Below are 18,350 nucleotides of genomic sequence, written 5' to 3'. Positions count from 1 at the left end.
CTGGGCTTGTCGCTATACTCGGGGATTTGCAGGGAAATTGCCTCGATGCCAGCACTCCTGGGGCTTCAATGACTATGGGACACCAACGACCGTGACTGAACTTCAACGACTGTGGCACCGTCTGGTCGGTCGCGTGCTCGATCGCTGGCTGGCCTTTCGCCTGGTCGAGCCGGAGCCCTTCCAGCTCGATTCCGCGCTGCCGACATTCTATGTCATCGCTCGCCCTTCGATGACCGACGAACTCGCCGTCGAACGCCTGAGCCGCGATCTCGATCTTCCCGACGCCGACGCATGGCATCCCTTCGGCCACGGCGGGCTACCGGCCTGCTTCGCCCTGCCGCGTCTTCGAGGCAGTCGCGGCAAGGTCCGGGGCCAGCATTCGGCACATCTGCAGCAGCTGCTGGATGCGCTCGAGGCCGATCCCACGCTGGACGCACAACTGGTGCCGGTCAGCGTGTTCTGGAGCCGCGCCCCGGGCAAGGACTTCGGCTTCTGGAAGATGCTGGCCGCGGACGACTGGGCCTGGAGCGGGCGTCTGCGCCGGCTGCTCTCGGTGATCGTCAACGGCCGCCACCTGGAGGCACATTTCGGCGAGCCGATCCGGCTACGGCCGCTGATCGACGATCCCGCCGTCACCTTGACCCAGCGCAAGGTCGCCCGGGTGCTGCGCGTTCACTTCCGCCGCATTCGCGCCCGGGTGCTGGGGCCGGACATCTCGCATCATCGCACACTGGTGCGGGGTGTGGTCGACAGCCAGCCGGTGCGGGCAGCCGTGCTCGAGGCGGCCGAAGCCAATCGCAGCACACCGGCACGCGAGCGCCGGCGCGCCGAGCGTTACGCCCGCGAAATTGCCTCCAACATGTCGTATCCGGTGCTGCGCTTCTTCTATGAAATGCTCAAACGGCTGTGGAACCGTCTCTATGACGGCGTCGATGTCCACGGGCTGGACGCGGTCAAGGCGATCGCCGGCGAGCGCACGCTGATCTACGTCCCCTGCCATCGCAGTCACATCGACTACCTGCTGCTCTCCTACGTGCTCTACCGGGAAGGCCTGATGCCGCCGCACATCGCTGCGGGACGCAATCTCGACATGCCGGTGATCGGCGCGCTGATGCGGCGCGGCGGCGCGTTTTTCATGCGCCGCAGCTTCAAGGACAACCGCCTCTACGCCACCGTCTTCAACGAGTATCTGCACCGGCTGATCGCCCGGGGTCATCCGGTGGAATACTTCATCGAAGGCGGGCGCTCGCGGACCGGGCGGATGCTCTCGCCCCGCCCCGGCATGCTGGCGATGACGCTGCGCTCGTTCGCGCGGGACGCGATCCGGGATGTCGCCTTCGTGCCGGTCTACGTCGGCTACGAAAGCGTGCTGGAGAGCGGCAGCTATCTGCGCGAGCTTCGCGGCGGCCGCAAGAAGAAGGAGTCTCCGCTCGATCTGCTGCGTGTGCTCAAGCATCTCCGCGAGCCTCACGGCCGCGTCACCGTCAGCGTGGGGGAGCCGCTATCGCTGGCCAGTTTCCTGAACGAAACGGTGCCGGACTGGCAAGTCGAGCCCGCTTCGACACGCCCGGCGTGGCTGAATCGCGCTGTTCCGCTGCTGGGCGAAACGCTGGCGCGCCGGATCAACGACGCCGCCAGCCTGAATGCCGTCTCGCTGGTAGCGATGACGCTGCTGGCGACGCCGCACCACACCATCGAATCCGACCTGCTGGCTCACCACATCGGCCTGCTGGTCAGGCTCCAGAAGCACCTGCCCGGCAGCCAGCGCTGCCGGCTGCCGACGGGCGAACCGGCGGAGTGGATCGATCACGCCGTGACTCTGGGCTTCGTCACGCGCCAGCCCCAGGCACTCGGCGAACTGATCACCGCACGCCCGGAGCAGGCGACGTTGCTGACCTGGTATCGCAACAACGTGCTCCATCTGTTCATGCATCTCGGGCTGGTGGCATTCGCCTTCCGCAACAACGCCGCCTTCTCGCTCGACGATCTCGACGCGCTGCTGACACCGGCCTGGCCGCTGCTGGCGCAGGAGCTCTATTTCGCGCCACCGGACGATCCACGACAGCGCCTGGCGGATACCCTCGCCGTATTGACGGAAGAAGGCCTGCTGCAAGCCACCGACAACGGCTGGCGCCGGCAGCCCGGGCATCTCGAATCCAGCGAACACCTGCGACTGCTGGGGCAACCGGTGCAGCCCACGCTGGAGCGCGCCTATCTGCTGCTGGCATCACTGCTGCGCTATCCCAGCGGCGAGCTGACCCGGGAAGTGCTGGAAGAACACAGCCGTCAACTGGCCGAGCGCCTGACCCTGCTGGCTGGGCTCAACGCCCCGGAGTTCTTCGACAAGCGTCTGTTCAGCGGATTGCTGGACACGCTCGAACAGCAAGGCTGGCTACGCGTCGAGAACGAGCATCTCTTCTACGAAGAATCGCTGCCGCGCCTGCAGCGGCGCAGCCGGGCGCTGTTCGATCCGGAGCTGCGCCACCGCCTGGTGCGGCTGACGCGCCAGTAGGCCTCGCTTTTTCTCCGACGGCCTGTCAGACCAGGCGCCGCGCGGCCTCGCGCCGGCGCTTGAGTTCGTAGATCACCGCCATTCCCACCGTGAAAAGAATCATCAGCAGCGCCAGCGCGTTCACCGCCGGGGTCAGCCCCGTGCGAACCTTGGAGGCGATGTAGATCGTCAGCGTCGTGTCGTAGCCGGCGACGAACAGCGTGGTGTTGTAGTTCTCCAGCGATTGCAGGAACGCCAGCACCGCCGCCGACAGAATGGCCGGCTTGAGATACGGCAGCAGGATCCGGCGGAACATCTGCCACTGGCTGGCGCCGAGATCCAGGGCCGCGCGTTCCAGCGTGCGGTCGAAGCGCTGAAGCCGAGCCGCCACCATCAGCATGACGTAGGCGGCGATAAAGGCGCTCTGGGCGATGATGGTCAAGGCGATGCCCCCGTTCACGCCCCAGTTCCGCCAGAAGATCAGCGTCGAGATGCCGATGATCACCCCCGGCGTCAACAGCGGCGACAGGATCAGCGCGTAGATGAAGGACTTGCCACGCCCCTCGACCGTGGTCAGGAACAGCGCGCTCGCCACGCCGATGGGCAGCGCCAGGCACAGCACGCCGACGGCTACCAGCAGGCTGTTGACCAGCGAGCTCCACATCCCGCCATCGGCCCACAGCGCCGAAAACCACTGCAGCGTGGTGCCGGTCCAGGGCGTGACGGTCGGAAAGCGGCTTTCGTTGAACGTCGCCGCCGCCATGATCACCAGCGGCAGGAACAGATAGACGAAGAAAACCAGCAGGTAGGCCTTGAGCGCCCAGGAGAAGAATCGCGATGAACTCATGAAGCGCTTTTCCTATTTGGCAATGTCGCCGAGCCCGACCTTGAAAATCCGCATGATGACGGTGACGAAGACGATACACAGCACCAGCAGCAGGAAGGCGTAGGCGGCTCCCTGATTCCAGTCACCGCCTTCGAAGAACCAGTTGTAGATGATCTGCGTGAACCAGCGGCTGCCCGGCGAACCCAGCAACGCCGGTACCGCATAACTGCCGGCCGCCAGCATGAACGTCATGATGCAGCCTGTGGCGATGCCCGGTTTGGCGTGGGGAATCACGATTCGCCGATGGGTGCGGCCCCAGCCTGCGCCCAGGTCCCGCGCGGCCCGAATCTGGTTGGAATCCAGGCTTTCGATGGCGTTATAGAGGGGAAAGACCATGAACAGGATGTAGGCGTAGACCATACCCACCAGCACGCCGATATCGCCATTCAGAAAACGGATCGGCCGATCGATCAGGCCCAGTGCGAACAGCAGCTCGTTGAGCGGGCCGCGAAAGGCGAAGATGATGTACCAGGCAAAGGTGCGAAGAATCTCGTTGATCCAGAACGGGATGATCAACAAGAGCAGGCACAGCGCCGCCTGCCCCGGTGTCGCGACCTTGGCGAGATAATAGGCCAGCGGGTAGCTGACGATCAGCGTCAGCGCGGTGACGAGAACGCTCGACCAGATCGTCTTGAAGAAGATCGCGAGGTGGATGTCGTTGTTGAAGAAGGTCGCGTAGTTGGTCAGCGACCAGACGTCCTTCACCCCGCCACGCTCGGCCGGCAGCAGCGATGGGTGGAACGAATAATCGATCATCTGCCATTGCGGCAGCAGCACCAACACGATCAGCCAGATCCCCAGCAGCGCGACGATGGCCATGGTCAGCGGAACACCAAAGCGATTACGCAGTTGCTGCCACATCGATGGCCTCCTCGCTCGGCTGACCCGCCTCGGCACCCGCCAGCACCACCGCCTGATTCGGCGCATAGTCCAGCCGGCAAACGCTACCGACGGCGAGCTGGCTCTCGAGAGATTCCCCTGCCGCTGCGTGCGGCACCTGGGCTCGGATCATCGGCCCCTGCTCCAGCGCGATTTCCAGCGTCAGCCACGCCCCTTCGAAGTGCTCGGTCCGGATCACCCCGCTGAGCGGCAGGCGCTGGTCGTCGGCTGGCCCCACGCGCCACTGCTCCGGTCGGACATAGAGCGTCGCCTCGTCTCCCGGCTCGAGCGGGTCCATCGCGTGGCCTGCCAACGGTGCCGGCAGCCCCACATCCAGCGTCACCATTCCCTGCTCCCGGGACACGACACGGCCCGGGAACCGGTTGTTCTCGCCCACGAAATTCGCCACGAAGTCGGTCTTCGGCTGGCGATACAGCGTCATCGGGTCGGCGACCTGCTGGATGCGCCCTTCCGACATCACCGCGACCCGATCGGACATGGTCAACGCCTCGCCCTGATCGTGCGTGATGTAGATGAAGGTGATGCCGGTCTTGCGCTGAATCGCCTTGAGCTCGGTACGCATATGCTGGCGCAGCTTGAGATCCAGCGCCGACAGCGGCTCGTCCAGCAGCAATACCCGGGGCTCGACGGCCAGGGCGCGCGCGATCGCGATCCGCTGTTTCTGGCCACCGGAAAGATCGGCGACCGGCTTGTCACCACTGTCGGCCAACGCCACCAGCTCGAGCAGTTCATCCGCTCGCCGGCGACGCGCCTGCCGGTCGATACCCCGCACCTCCAGGCCGAACTCGATGTTCTGGTAAACGCTCATCAGCGGAAAGAGCGCCAGATTCTGGAAGATCATCGCCGTCGGGCGGCGGTTGACCGGCACCCGGGTCATATCCGTGCCGCCGATGGCGACGCTGCCTTCGCTGGGCGTGAGAAACCCGCTAATCATGTTCAGCAGCGTGGTCTTGCCGCAGCCGGAAGGACCGAGAAAGCTGAAGAACTCGCCCGACTCGATCTCCAGCGAAGTCGGCTGAATCGCCGTGAAATCGCCAAATCGCATGGCGACCTGGCGCAAGGATACGCGACCGTCCATGACGTCCTCTTGGAATGATATCGTTACCGGAATCCATGGTATCTCGGCGATTCCCCGCGTCGTCTCGCGCGGGGAATCGTGGCGAGAGCGAAGATTACGCTGACAGATAACGATCCTGATACTCGTTACGCAACGCGACGTACCACGGATCCTGCACCGGCCACCACCAGAGGTTGTCCAGGTCCTGCTGGGTGTAGGAATCCTTGAAGAACTGGCGGGTCGCCTCGGGCAGCAGCTCCTCGGCGCCAACGGCAGTGGAGTTGTAGCCGGTCGACTTGACGAACATCGCCCCCGCTTCCGGGGTGTAGTACCAGTTGATCAACTCGTAGACCGCGTCGATATTCTGCGCATTCCGGGGAATCACGAAGCCTTCCATCCACGCCATGGCACCTTCCTTCGGCGCGCCATACGCGATGGGTTCGCCTTCGCTCTGCAGCCGGAAGGCGGTGCTGTCCCAAGTCTGGCCTATCAGCGCGCCGTTGGTACGGAAGGCACCCTGCGCTTCGTTCTCCGTCGACCAGAACTGGATGACCATGTCCTTGTGCTTGAGCGCTTCGGCCAGGATGACATCGAAATTGGCGCGCATCGCCTCTTCGGTCTTGAACGAGTCGAGCAACGGCCGTGGCAGCTTGCCCTGCCCTTCCAGCCACAGGCCGATGCCGACCAGTGCGGAGTGCGCCCGCACGGTTACCCCGGGGCCGATTTCCGGGTTCCACAGATCGCCATAGCTCAATCGGGATCGGTCGATATCCGTGTATCGGGTATTGTAGGCGATGGCCTCGGTGCCCCAGTCCGATGGTGCAAAATAGCGCTTGCCGTCGACCACGCCACCGACTTCCGAGCCCTTCATCGCGGTTTCCAGGCAGCCATCCCAATGAATACGCGACGTATCCAGCGGCTGGATCAACTGGTAATCCAGGTAGCCCGGCACACGATCCACGGTAGGCATGATGATATCGAAGCCGGAACCATCGGTGGCCCGCAGCGAGTTCATCAGCTCATCGTTGGTGCCGTAGGGCGTGAAGGTTGCCTTGATGCCGGTCTTGGCGGTGAAGTCCGCGAGCATCTCGTCGGAGAAATAACCCGCCCAGGCATAAATACGCAGTGTCTGATCCTGGGCAAAGGCGCGATTGATATAGAAAGGTACCGAAGCGGCGGCACCGGCAGCCGCAGCCCCCTGCAAGAAACGACGACGGGAGAGGGTCATCGAAAGGTCTCCTGTTGTTTGTCAAACGCCGCTCGGATTGACGAAAATACCGGCTAGCGGAAAACGTTGTTATACGACAGACCTGTTACAACAGCGTGACGTTTCATATTGGCATTTCGTGGTTATTGAACGCCCGCTCAAAAAGAGATTACCAGCCTGTCATGGAAAAGACATCTGAACGAAGGTCCAGAACGGAGAGACAAGAGGCAAGAGGCAAGAGGCAAGAGGCAAGTGTCGAAACGTTAATGGACAATCTTCACCCACGAAAAAGCCGGCCCTGAGGCCGGCTTCGTTCGATAGAGTGGCTCAAGCAGCCACTCGAATCGGATTCAGCTTAGAAGCTGTAGACGGCACCGACAGCAACGCCATCACCGATATCGGAGTCCTGGTCGTACATTGCGCCTTCAATGAAGGTGTACATGGCCGGGGAGATGTTGTAAGTCGCGCCGAGGATGACTTCATTAAAGGAATCATCATCGCCTTCAACGACGTAAGAATTCTCTTCAGCGTCGATGTACTGGTAAGCACCGTACAGATCGCCGTAGCCGTAGCCCCAGCGAGCGCCCAGAGCGTAGAAGTCTGCATCAGTATCGCTTTCGTCGCCGTCGAAACGTTCGACCTTGGCGGCCATGCGCAGGGTACCGATGGTGTACTGAGCAGTCACACCGTACTGGTCGCCAGCATCGTAATCTTCACCCGCTACCAGGCCTGAGTCAGCGCCAGCTTCTGTGACGGTACCGTCGTAGATGCCGAGGTTGTCATAGGCAGCGGCGATGGAGAATGCACCAACAGCGTACTTCAGACCGCCGAAGAAAGAGGCATCGTTGTCGCGGTCAACGCTGTAGTTGCTGTTGTCGACTGAACCGTCAGCCGGATCAAAGCTGTAACCGCCGAATTCGGTTTCGTCGCCGTCACCCTTGTACTGGGTACCCAGTGCGAACTGGAATCCGCCCATTACCGGAGACATGTACTGCAGCTTGTCGCCTTCACGATCGTCCGAACCAACCTTGTTGATACCAGAGTTGGAGTCAGAAACGTCGAAGTATTCGTTGTTGGAGATCGGATCCTGGATCCAGTCGTCGATCAGCGGATCCCAGGAACCCAGACGAACGTCACCGAAGTTGCCCTTCAGGCCCAGGTAAGCCTGGTCACCACCATCCAGACCACCGCGGATCTTTTCTTCATCGGCCTGGTGCTCGAACTCGGCCTTGAAGTAGCCGGTCAGACCCGGGTTGATGATGTGCTGACCAGAGAAGCCGACGGTAGAACCGTTGTCGAAAACTTCGTCTTCGGTGCTAGAACCAGCATCGATAGACTTGTAGGCAATCTGGATGTTGCCGTAGATGTCGAGCTGCGTGCCGTCCTGGTTGTAGACAGTCGCCGCCTGGGCAGCAGCGGAGGCGCCCAGGGCACCAGCAATAGCAGTCGCTAAGAGCGTCTTTTTCATCGCGATAGGTTCCTTAACTAGCTTACTGTTCGATCGTGTCTGCAGATGCAGTCGGCTTCGGCACCTTCAACCAGCTTCGTCACGCGAACGAATGACGGCTGCGGAACTTGGAAGCCTTGTTATTGTCCAATGCTCGCCCGGAAACCATATACCGGACGTTGGTGGAACGCAACAAGAAAAAAACACTGTTTTCGTTCCCTGCGTGAACTCCCGTTTCCCCTTCCACGCCACGCATCAGTCGGGGATACCGGGCGCTCGCAGCCTAGCCTCGGGCGATGACAATCCCATGACACCCCACAGTCAGGCAAGTGCAAGCGGTAGAACATCGTACAATTCGCCGCCACATCAAGACTAAAGTTTAACGGCTCATAATGATGCGGCCTGCTTGCCCGGCGGTGCCCTCGCCCCGGTTCACGCTTGCGGGTCCCGGTTCACTCCTGTGGGCGTTGCCCGTGCTTGGCCAGCAGCGCCCCGATCTTTCGATCCAGCTTTTCCGACCGCTGCTGCGTTTCACGCGCTTTCTGTTTCTTCTGCAAGGCTTCCAACTGCCGCTTGGCATGCTTGGCCTCGTCAGCCGTAACGAGTTCGCAATCTTCCCCCGCCATATCGACGCGCCGCGCCCCCTCTCGAACCGACTTCAAATAGCGCGGCAGATGCACGTAGCAAGCCAGGGCGCGACGAACCAGCTTCTCGGGCCAGGGCTCCACCTCGCACAGATCGAGATGGATACCGGTTTTCAGCGGTCGCGTATGGCCCTTGAAGAACGTCCTGGGATAACGCTTGTACCACTGGGCGAGCAATGCATGTGGGGAAGGCGCCTCGTGCTCGGCACCAAATGCCAGCGAATTCTGCGGCTGCTCGGAACGTGTCTCGGCCGGCACCGGGTCATCCGATGAGGCGGGTAAATGCGTAGCGGGCGAGCGTGAAGCGGCGTCATCAGCCGGAGGCTCGGCGCGGGTGGCCGCCGGTTGTTGCGCGACCTCCCCTTCTTCCTGCTGCGCTGGCTCGGAAGGTGAATGATCGAGCGGCGGCGCCGAAGTCAGGCGCTGCAGCGGAGAGACCGGGTGCCCCGAATTCGAACGGGCAGCGGCCTCGCCCTCTTTCGGCCGCGGTCGTCGGAAGGCCAGATTCCCGAGCCCACGCGCGCGGCTTCCGCCATCCGGGTCTTCGCTATGGTCGTGTCCCTTGACCACCATGGGGTCCAGTTCCGCCAGGGCAAGCAACCGCTCCTTGAGCGCCCGGTTTTCGGCCTCTAGGGCGCGGCAACGCTCTTTCTCGGCTTCCAAAGCGGCCTGCCCCGCTTCGACCTGGTGCTCGATGGCAGCCAGGAGCGCCTGTGTTCGATCCGTCAACACGGCACAACTCCTCTCAAGTCCTCTCAATCCACATCGGGACACGCCGTCGCTCATCCTGACGACAGGCACTCCATCCCGCTCGGGCACATGATTTTTCTTGGGCGCAGTGGCCTCTTTGGCGACTCAGCCAGACCCAGGCGTGCGGCGATATTGGACGAAAGCATAATCCGGCCGATCCGGCTGCGACACCATGGGAATGCGCTCCACCTCCTCCCACTCATCCCGCTCGACGTCCGGGAAGAAGGCATCGCCCTCCACCTCGACATCCACCTCGGTGAGATGAAGCCTGTCGGCCACCGCCAGCGCCTGCCGGTAGATCTCGCCTCCGCCCATCACCATGATCTCGTCCGCACCATCGATCAACGCTTGATGATCGGCGAGTTGCAGCGCCTCGTCCAGCGAGTGACACACCCGAATGCCCTCGCGCTGGTAGTGAGGATCGCGCGTTATCACGATATTGAGCCGTCCCGGCAGCGCACGGCCGATCGATTCGAACGTCTTGCGCCCCATCACCAGCGGTTTGCCCAGCGTGAGGGATTTGAAGCGCTTCAGGTCTTCGGGCAAATACCACGGCAGGCGGTTGTCCACGCCGATGACGCGATTGCGCGACATCGCCGCGATCATCGCCACCGGTGTTTCCAGCTTCAGTGATTTCACATCGTTCATACGGCGATCGGGGCCTTGATGGATGGGTGAGACTCGTAGCCCTCGATCGCGATGTCCTCGAAGCGGAAGTCGAACAGACCATCGACCGCCGGATTGAGCTTCAACCTCGGCAGCGGCAATGGCTCGCGGGACAGCTGCAACCGGGCCTGATCGAGATGATTGAGATAGAGATGGGCATCCCCCAGCGTATGCACGAATTCGCCGGGCTTCAGCCCGCAGACCTGCGCCACCATGTGGGTCAGCAGCGCATAGCTGGCGATATTGAACGGCACGCCCAGGAAGATGTCCGCGCTGCGCTGATAGAGCTGGCAGGACAACTCGCCGTTGGCGACATAGAACTGGAACAGCGCGTGACAAGGCGGCAACGCCATCTCGTCGACCAGGGCAGGGTTCCAGGCCGAGACGATGTGGCGGCGAGAGTCCGGGTTACGGCGTATCTGCTCGACCACCTTGGCGATCTGATCGATATGCTCGCCATCGGGTGCCGGCCAGCTGCGCCACTGGTAACCGTAGACAGGCCCCAGATCGCCATCGGCGTCCGCCCACTCGTCCCAGATAGTGACGTTGTGTTCATGCAGGTAGGCGATATTGGTATCGCCCCGCAGGAACCAGAGCAACTCATGGATGATCGAGCGCAAGTGGAGCTTCTTGGTGGTCACCAGCGGGAAGCCCTCGCGCAGATCGAAGCGCATCTGATGGCCGAACACGCTAAGCGTACCGACACCGGTGCGATCGGCTTTTTCAATGCCGCTGTCGAGCACGCGCTGCATCAAGTCGAGATAGGGCCGCATGGGCACGCTCCTTTACGGTGACAGGCCCACCGCGAGAGAAGAGCCTGTCAAAACACTTTATCAAATTCGAAACGGCTGAAGATCGGAGCATTCGCTCACTCGGCGCGCCCCGCTCAGCGGGCGGTTCGATCCTTGCGCGCGTCGTCGACCCCATTGTGCCGCGACCAGACGATCAGCGCGATACCGGCAAGAATCATCGGCAACGACAGCAACTGTCCCATGGTCAGCCAATCGAAGGCGATGAAGCCCAACTGCGGATCCGGGCGACGAAAGAATTCGGACAGGAAGCGAAACGCGCCATAGCAGATCAGGAAGAGCCCAGAGACGAAACCGCGTCGACGTGGTGTCAGCGAGGCGACCCAGAGCACCCCGAACAACACGACGCCTTCGAGAAAGAACTGGTACAACGAAGAAGGGTGACGCCCCTGCCCGCCCATGCCCGGGAAGACCAGCGCCCAGGGAACGTCGGTCACGCGGCCCGGCAGTTCATGATTGATGAAGTTGCCGATGCGCCCGGCACCCAGCCCGATCGGCACCAGCGGCGCGATGAAATCCGTCAGCTGGAAAAACGCCAGGCCGTGCTTGCGCGCGAACAGCAGTGCGGCCACCAGCACCCCCAGCAGGCCGCCATGGAAGCTCATGCCGCCGTCCCAGACCTGGAATATCCACAGCGGGTTTTCCAGCAGGCGGTCCAGGCCGTAGAACAAGGCATAGCCGATACGACCGCCGAGCACGACCCCCAGCGCCCCGTAGAACAGCATGTCGCCGATGTCGTCCGGCTTGAGCCCCAGGCGGTCGGCGCGTCGACGCCCCAACCACCAGGCCCCCACGAAGCCGATGACATACATCAGCCCGTACCAGTGCACCTTGAGCGGGCCCAACGAAATGGCCACCGGGTCGATCTCGGGGTAAGCCAGCATGCTTTCTCCTTGGCTACGAAAGAGTTAGGGGGAACGCTGAATAAATCGGCGAGCAGGATGAAGCGCAAGGCGCACGGAGCGCAGGAACCGGAGCATATGGGTTATATGTGAGGATTCCGAGCACCGCGCAACGAAGCCGATTCACCTGCGCAGACATTTATGCAGTGTTTCCTTAGCCGATCATCAGCTTGATCCCTACCACGATCAGCAGGAGGGCAAAGATACGTCGCAGCGTCCTGGCAGGCAATGCATGAGCCACCTTGACCCCGACTCGGGCCATCGGCACGCTGGTCACCATCAGGCCGAGAAACGCCGGCCACATCACGTAGCCCGTCGCTCCCGCGGGCAGCGTCATCTCGCCCCACCCCACGACGACGTTGGTCACGGTGCCGATCAGCGCGATCGGCAGGCCGATCGCCGAGGAGGTTCCCACCGCTTCCGTCATGCGGCTGGTGAAGCGCGACAGCCAGGGCACCGACATGACGCCGCCGCCGACGCCGAACAGGGTCGAGACGCCGCCGATCACCGTTCCGGCGAGCGTCATCGGCCAGCGACGCGGCACCCGCCCCTGGGTCGCCGGCGGGCGCGTCAACAGCATCCTCAGGGCCATCAACACTGCGAAAAGACCGAACAGACGCGTCAGCGCATGCCCGGGCAACGCCGAGGCCAGCAGCACGCCGAGAATGCCGCCGACGACGAGCCCCGGGATCATCAACCGCAGCCAGTCCTGGCGCACACTGCCCCGGCGCCAGTGACCCCAGGCCGAGGACGCGCCGGTCACGACAATCGTCGCCAGCGACGTACCGACCGCCAGATGCGCGACCACGACAGGATCGAAACCCTGCGCCAGAAAGGTGAAGACCAGCGCGGGAACGATGACGATGCCGCCACCGATACCGAATACGCCCGCCATCAGGCCGGCAGCGGCGCCGACCAGCAGGTAGATCACGATGGCGGTCAGCATTCGATGCTCCCCATCCATGCGATAGCGTCATCGACTGGGGAAAGCGAAGCATCTACCGTCGGCGCGGCAATGGCAGGGAGGGTGAAGACTGGCATGAAGCGGTCCTGTAGAGAGCGAGGCATCGGAAGCAGGATATCGGGTGGCTAGGCATCGCACGAGCGTCGCGCGCGGATCGCTAGCGCGCTTATGTTACGCTGCTGCCAGGGCCGTGTCATGGCAGCGGCCTCCTCGTCCGGATTGCCCCTTTCTCGTCCGGATTGCCCCTTACCCATCGGGAAACCGCTACATGTGCTTGATCGTGTTCGACTGGCAGCCCCGGGCCGCGGTGAAGTTACGCCTCGCGGCCAACCGCGACGAGTTTCATGCCAGACCGGCCGAGGCCCTGCACCGATGGCCGGACGCCGGACTGATCGGCGGTCGTGACCTGGTGGGCGGCGGTACCTGGCTCGCGGCGACGCACGCCCGCGTGGCCGCACTGACCAACGTACGAGACGGCCTGACACCGATACTCCCCGACGCCCCCAGTCGTGGCCAGCTCGTCCGTCAGGCGCTGGAAACCGATGATTTGACGAAGTGGCTGGAGGACCTGGCCGAAGGTGGCGCCGAACCTTATGCCGGTTTCAACCTGCTGGTCATGGCGGAGGATCGACTCTGGACGTTGCACCACAGCCGTCACGAGACTCGCTGGCAACTCGTGGCACCCGGCCTGCACGGGCTCTCCAACGCTACGCTGGATACGCCCTGGCCCAAGCTCGTTCGCGCCCGCGACGCCTTGCAACGATCGCTGAGCGCCCCGGACTGGCGAGTCGGAATGTGGCCGGCCATGCGTGACGTGCGCCCGGCCCCGGACGATGAGCTGCCGGACACCGGTATCGGCCGGGAACGCGAGCGTTTCCTGTCGCCACCGTTCATCGAGGGGCAGGCGTACGGGACACGGGCGACGACCCTGGTCACGGTCAGCGCCGGGAACACGACGCTGGAAGAGCAGCGATTCGGCCCCGGCGGCGAGCCGATGGGCAGGATGACGCGCTTGGCGACGAGCGCGCCGGATCAATCCTGAGGCGGCAGCAGGTGCCCTATCTGCCAGTCCGTCATCCGCTGGCGCAGGTGCGCCCTGACCACTGCCGTGGTGGGCAGGGAGAGCGTCTCCGCCACCAGCGACCGGGCATCCCCGATACTGACGCGGCGGATCGCCGCCCGCACCCGTGGCAGGCTGGGCGCGTTCATCGACAGCGCCTCGAAGCCCATGCCCATCAGCAGCAACGCGCCGGAAGGATCGCCCGCCAGTTCGCCACAGACCGAAGCCGGAACCCCGAGCCGCTGGCTCTCCTCCGCCAGCCGTGCCAGCGCGTTGAGCACCGCCGGATGACAGGCGTCGTAGAGACTGGCCACACGCGCATTGTTGCGATCGACCGCCAGCAGGTACTGGGTCAGGTCGTTGCTTCCCACCGAGAAGAAGTCGACGCGCTCCGCCAGCGCCGAAAGCTGGTAGAGCGTTGCCGGTACTTCGATCATCACGCCAACCTTGGGCGACGCCACCTCGATGCCATCCTCGGCGAGTTCTTCGCGAGCTCGTGCCAACAGGCGCAGTGCGGTGTCGACCTCGTCCACGCTGGTGATCATCGGTAACAGGATTCGCAGGTTATCCAGCTCGCGGGAGGCCATGAGCATGGCCCGCATCTGGACCATCAGCACTTCGGGATGATCGAGGGTAACGCGAATCCCCCGCCAGCCGAGGAACGGGTTGGCTTCGTTGATGGGGAAGTAAGGCAGATCCTTGTCACCGCCGATGTCGAGCGTACGCATCACCACCGGCAGGGGCGCGAAGCTGGAAAGCTGCTCGTGATAGAGCCGCGTCTGCTCCTGCTCGCTGGGGAAGCGTTCGTTCATCATGAACGGCACTTCCGTGCGGTAGAGGCCGACACCGCTGACACGCGGCTTGAGCTGCGCCACCATATCGACCGCCAACCCGGTATTGACCATCAGCGGCATCCGGTGACCATCGGAGGTTTCGCTGGGCAGATGCTGTTCGTGCTCCAGCACTTCCGCCAGCGCCCGTTCCTCCTTGATCAAGCGCTCGTAGCGCTTGGCCAGCTGAGGCTCGGGGCGCACGAACAAGCGCCCCCGGTGGCCGTCGAGAATCGCCTTGGCCCCGTTGATTCGAGGCAACGGCAGATCGACCATGCCCAGCACCGTCGGGATACCCATGGCCCGCGCCAGGATCGCGACATGCGAGTTGCTGGAACCCCGGATCGACACCAGCGCGGCCAGACGCCCCCTGGGCAGTTCGCCCAGCGTTGCCGCACTGATCTCGTCACCCACCAGAATGGTATTGGCCGGGTACGTCGAGGGCGTCAGTTCGTTGCTTTCCTGAAGATGCGCCAGCACTCGCCGCCCCAGATCGCGAATATCCATCGCCCGCTCGCGAAGATAACCGTCATCGACGCGCTCCAGATATTGCGTGTGACGCCGTACCACGTCGGCCAGCGCCCCCGGCGCCCACTGCCCTTCGCGAATCCGCTTTTCGACCTCGTTGCCCAGTGCGGCATCGCCCAGCATCTGCTGGTAGACATCGAAAAGCGCCAGTTCCTGGGTGGAAATACGACTGGCAAGACGCGCGCCCGCCTTGCGAATGTCCTCGCGGACGTGAGCAAGCGCCGCATGCAGGCGCACCACCTCGGCATCCGGATCGGTCGGGATCAGATCGGGAACGCTATCCAGGTCCGCCGGCGGCGCGACCACCACGATCTCGCCGATCGCCATCCCCGGCGATGCCGCCACGCCGGAAAACATCGCCTGCCCATCGGGCTCGGCGGGACGGTTGAGCGTGCCCGACACCAGCGCATGGGCCAGCACGCCGGCCAGCTGCGCCGCCATGGTGACCAGAAAGGCCTCGTCACCTTCGTCGAAGCGGCGTTTTTCCTGCTGCTGAACCACCAGCACACCCAGCATCCGGCGCTGGTGGATGATAGGCACGCCAAGGAAGCTCGAAAAACGCTCCTCTCCGGTCTCGGCAAAATAACGAAACTGTGGATGACCCGGCGCATCCTCGAGATTCAGCGGCTCCTCCCGCTGACCAACGAGACCGACCAGCCCTTCGCCAAGGCGCAATGTCACGATACCCACGGCCTGGGTACGCAAACCGATAGTGTCCATCAACACCAGACGATCGCGTTCGCGGTCGAACAGATAGATGGAGCAGACGTCGGTGCGCATCGCTTTGCGGATGCGGCGCACCATGGTGGCCAGTGCGGCGTCCAGGCTGCGGGCGCCGTTGACTTCCTGAACGATGCGGCGAAGGGTATCGAGCATGAGCCTTTTTCTTGTGGGCGAGGGGGTCCTCGTCGTGGCATCGGGACGGGCATCGCCAGCCGCCCCTGATACGAGCTTCGAAAGCAGGAGCCTCGAAAGCCGGTCTCAGGGGCACGCTGAGCACCCATGGATCCTGTTAGCGGCCTTGCCCTAAAGCCTGGCCATTTCCTCCAGTGACAGTCGATGAAACTCAGGCGCCAGCTCCCGTAGCGCGCGCCGGTAAACCTCGCGCTTGAACGAGACGACCTGACCCAGAGGATACCAGTAACTTACCCATCGCCAGCCATCGAATTCCGGTTTGGGCGTGCTATCGACACAAACCCGACTGTCGTGACAGCGAATTTTCAGTAAAAACCACTTCTGTTTCTGACCAATACAGATCGGTTTCGAGTGCGTTCGGACCATGCGTCGGGGGAGACGGTAACGCAGCCATCCTCGCGTACAGGCCACCACATCGACATCCCTCGAGGTCAACCCGATCTCCTCCTCGAGTTCCCGGAAGAGTGCCTGTTGCGGTGTCTCGCAAGCCTTGATACCTCCCTGCGGAAATTGCCACGCCTCCTGACCCGCCCGACGCGCCCAAAGCAGCTGGCCGTCACAGTTGGCGATGATGATGCCAACGTTCGGCCGAAAGCCATCGGCGTCTATCACAGCGTTCACCTTAGCTCAATCGTCGTTGACATCATTCTTCCACAAAGCGAGAAAGGGCATCAATACGCCTTAAGCCAACCCGCCATAAAACATTGAAAAGAAGGCGTCTTATCCTGTCACCGTTGGTGACGAAGACTCGATCGACCGAAGCCGGCACCCGAGCGCGGCCGGCGTGGGCAAAGCCGCGGGAGTTTGCGATACTGCCGAGCGCTCGGGCCCATGCCCTGAGCAACAAGAATTCCTGATCCACAACTTGATCCACAAAACATGCGGTACGCAAACGGGAGCCAACCTTGAGCCTGGCCATCTTCGATCTCGACAACACCCTGCTGAGCTGTGACAGCGACCATGCCTGGGGCGAATTTCTGGTAGAGCAAGGTGCCGTGGACGGCGACGCCTATCGTCGCGCCAACGATCAATATCTACGGGACTATCAAGCCGGCCAGCTGGATATCATGGCGTATCTGTCGATGGCGCTGAAACCGCTGAGCGAGCATAGCGAAGAGCAACTCAACGCCTGGCATCAACAGTTCATGGCTTGCAAGATCGAACCTCATATCCTGCCGCAGGGCGAAGAATTGCTGGCCTGGCATCGTCAGCGCGGGGATTTTCTGCTGATCGTCACCGCCACCAACCGCTTCATCACCGGCCCTATCGCCCAGCGTCTGGGGGTCGACGACCTCATCGCCATTGAAGCGGAGCGCGAAAACGGGCGCTATACCGGCCGTGTCGAAGGTATCCCCAGCTACCGCGAAGGCAAGGTCACGCGAATCCGGCAATGGCTGGAAGAGCAACCCGCCCTGACGCTGGACGACGCTTGGTTCTACAGCGATTCGATCAATGATCGCTACCTGCTCGAGGAAGTGGCCACCCCCGTGGCGGTCGATCCGGACGACGAGCTCAGAGCACTGGCCAACGAGCGAAACTGGCGCGTGCTTTCGCTGAGATAGCCATCGGCGCCACCCGAGTGGGTGATTCGGCGGACTGAGCCGGTGGTTCGGCGGAAAGGCGAGGCAAGGAACGGAAGGACATAGACCGAGAAGCCCCGGCCAAGGCCGGGGCTTACTGTTAGACCGGGGTTTACTGTTAGACCGAGGTTTACTGTTCGATAGCGGCAAGACGATCGACTTGCCACCGAGGTCACTCCGTCCGTACGGATTGGGCATCCGACGCCTTGGCTACGTCGACAGGCGTGTGCGCCGCATGCAGGCGGCTGATCAGCTGATCCTCGAGATCGAATCGCTCCGTCATGCTTCCGCCGAGCTTCTCCAGCCAGCCGGGGAGACGGTCGGTGTAGCGCTGACAGCGCGACGGCGTGGCGTATTCATTATCGAAATCGAGTACCAGCTGCGTCGAGGCATCGACCCGCGCCAGCAGCTTGTCGGCCACCGCCAGCGCCTCGCGATCCTCGAAGGCCCTGGCCTCTTCTCGCAACTGCGGGTAGATCTCGAAATGCCCGGCGCTGATGTAATCCATCAAGGCTTCACTGAAGGTATCGATGCGCGTCTTGGACACCGCCGAGAGATCGGCATCGCAGAATTCACGCAGGTCGACCAACGTCACGAGCATGTCATAGCGCTGTTCCAGCCATCGATCGATCAGTGCATGAACGCCACCCCAGCGCTCCTGAGCGGTTTTGCAATCTTCCAGCATGATCAGCCTCTCCCTCGTCGCCTCTCTCC

At 62.8% G+C, this 18,350-nt stretch carries 16 protein-coding genes; 3 read left to right on the top strand and 13 right to left on the bottom strand.

All coding sequences use genetic code 11. The annotated features are described in order from the left end of the window. Positions 1-91: 91 nt before the first annotated feature. Positions 92-2,512, top strand: a complete 2,421-nt coding sequence (gene plsB, locus BC443_RS14645; protein WP_071232574.1) for a glycerol-3-phosphate 1-O-acyltransferase PlsB — start codon at positions 92-94, stop codon at positions 2,510-2,512. Positions 2,513-2,537: 25 nt separating this feature from the next. Here the strand turns inward: plsB and BC443_RS14640 are convergent, their stop codons facing one another. The 10 genes from BC443_RS14640 to BC443_RS14595 all read right to left on the bottom strand — a co-directional run bounded on the left by BC443_RS14640 (position 2,538) and on the right by BC443_RS14595 (position 12,705). Beyond that, complete coding sequence (locus BC443_RS14640; protein ID WP_071232573.1) at positions 2,538-3,338, bottom strand: ABC transporter permease; 801 nt, start codon at positions 3,336-3,338, stop codon at positions 2,538-2,540. A gap of 12 nt (positions 3,339-3,350) precedes the next feature. Further along, positions 3,351-4,238 carry an ABC transporter permease gene (locus tag BC443_RS14635; RefSeq protein WP_071232572.1) on the bottom strand — a complete coding sequence of 296 codons (888 nt, stop codon included), beginning with the start codon at positions 4,236-4,238 and terminating at the stop codon, positions 3,351-3,353. Further along, positions 4,219-5,355, bottom strand: a complete 1,137-nt coding sequence (locus BC443_RS14630; protein WP_071232571.1) for an ABC transporter ATP-binding protein — start codon at positions 5,353-5,355, stop codon at positions 4,219-4,221. Before BC443_RS14630 ends, BC443_RS14635 begins: the two co-directional genes overlap by 20 nt. Positions 5,356-5,449: 94 nt before the next feature. Then, positions 5,450-6,562 carry an extracellular solute-binding protein gene (locus BC443_RS14625; RefSeq protein WP_071232570.1) on the bottom strand — a complete coding sequence of 371 codons (1,113 nt, stop codon included), beginning with the start codon at positions 6,560-6,562 and terminating at the stop codon, positions 5,450-5,452. Positions 6,563-6,896: 334 nt separating this feature from the next. Then, the gene (locus BC443_RS14620; RefSeq protein ID WP_071232569.1) at positions 6,897-8,009 is read right to left on the bottom strand and encodes a porin; all 1,113 of its coding nucleotides are present in this window, start codon (positions 8,007-8,009) and stop codon (positions 6,897-6,899) included. Between the two features lie 431 nt (positions 8,010-8,440). Then, a complete protein-coding gene (locus BC443_RS18365; RefSeq protein WP_247643297.1) occupies positions 8,441-9,364 on the bottom strand; it encodes a ProQ/FINO family protein in 924 nt (307 codons plus the stop codon). A gap of 123 nt (positions 9,365-9,487) precedes the next feature. After that, positions 9,488-10,030: a dihydrofolate reductase gene (locus tag BC443_RS14610; protein WP_071232568.1), complete on the bottom strand. Its 543-nt coding sequence runs from the start codon at positions 10,028-10,030 to the stop codon at positions 9,488-9,490. Further along, on the bottom strand, positions 10,027-10,821 hold the full coding sequence (locus BC443_RS14605; protein WP_071232567.1) for a thymidylate synthase: 795 nt from the start codon (positions 10,819-10,821) through the stop codon (positions 10,027-10,029). Before BC443_RS14605 ends, BC443_RS14610 begins: the two co-directional genes overlap by 4 nt. Before the next feature lie 113 nt (positions 10,822-10,934). Then, entirely contained in the window at positions 10,935-11,741 is an 807-nt protein-coding gene (gene lgt / locus BC443_RS14600; RefSeq protein ID WP_071232566.1) for a prolipoprotein diacylglyceryl transferase, read from the bottom strand. Between the two features lie 172 nt (positions 11,742-11,913). Next, positions 11,914-12,705: a sulfite exporter TauE/SafE family protein gene (locus BC443_RS14595; protein ID WP_139284336.1), complete on the bottom strand. Its 792-nt coding sequence runs from the start codon at positions 12,703-12,705 to the stop codon at positions 11,914-11,916. Between the two features lie 286 nt (positions 12,706-12,991). Between BC443_RS14595 and BC443_RS14590 the strand changes: the two genes are divergently transcribed. Further along, positions 12,992-13,765, top strand: coding sequence for an NRDE family protein (locus tag BC443_RS14590; RefSeq protein WP_071232565.1), 774 nt, complete (start codon positions 12,992-12,994; stop codon positions 13,763-13,765). Here the strand turns inward: BC443_RS14590 and ptsP are convergent. Beyond that, on the bottom strand, positions 13,756-16,017 hold the full coding sequence (gene ptsP, locus BC443_RS14585) for a phosphoenolpyruvate--protein phosphotransferase (RefSeq protein WP_071232564.1): 2,262 nt from the start codon (positions 16,015-16,017) through the stop codon (positions 13,756-13,758). The two genes, BC443_RS14590 and ptsP, sit on opposite strands and share 10 nt — an antisense overlap. Positions 16,018-16,167: 150 nt before the next feature. Then, positions 16,168-16,668: an RNA pyrophosphohydrolase gene (locus tag BC443_RS14580; protein WP_071232656.1), complete on the bottom strand. Its 501-nt coding sequence runs from the start codon at positions 16,666-16,668 to the stop codon at positions 16,168-16,170. A 293-nt stretch (positions 16,669-16,961) separates the two neighbouring features. Between BC443_RS14580 and BC443_RS14575 the strand changes: the two genes are divergently transcribed. Next, on the top strand, positions 16,962-17,618 hold the full coding sequence (locus BC443_RS14575; RefSeq protein ID WP_071232563.1) for an HAD family hydrolase: 657 nt from the start codon (positions 16,962-16,964) through the stop codon (positions 17,616-17,618). Between the two features lie 190 nt (positions 17,619-17,808). Here BC443_RS14575 and rsd read toward each other — a convergent pair whose 3' ends face one another. Then, complete coding sequence (gene rsd, locus BC443_RS14570) at positions 17,809-18,321, bottom strand: sigma D regulator (protein ID WP_071232562.1); 513 nt, start codon at positions 18,319-18,321, stop codon at positions 17,809-17,811. Between the last annotated feature and the right edge of the window lie 29 nt (positions 18,322-18,350).

Origin of the sequence: Salinicola sp. MIT1003 (assembly GCF_001858555.1) — a bacterium.
GTDB lineage: Bacteria > Pseudomonadota > Gammaproteobacteria > Pseudomonadales > Halomonadaceae > Salinicola > Salinicola salarius.
Note: the sequence above shows the minus strand (reverse complement) of the source record. Positions and strands in the feature narration are given on the sequence as shown.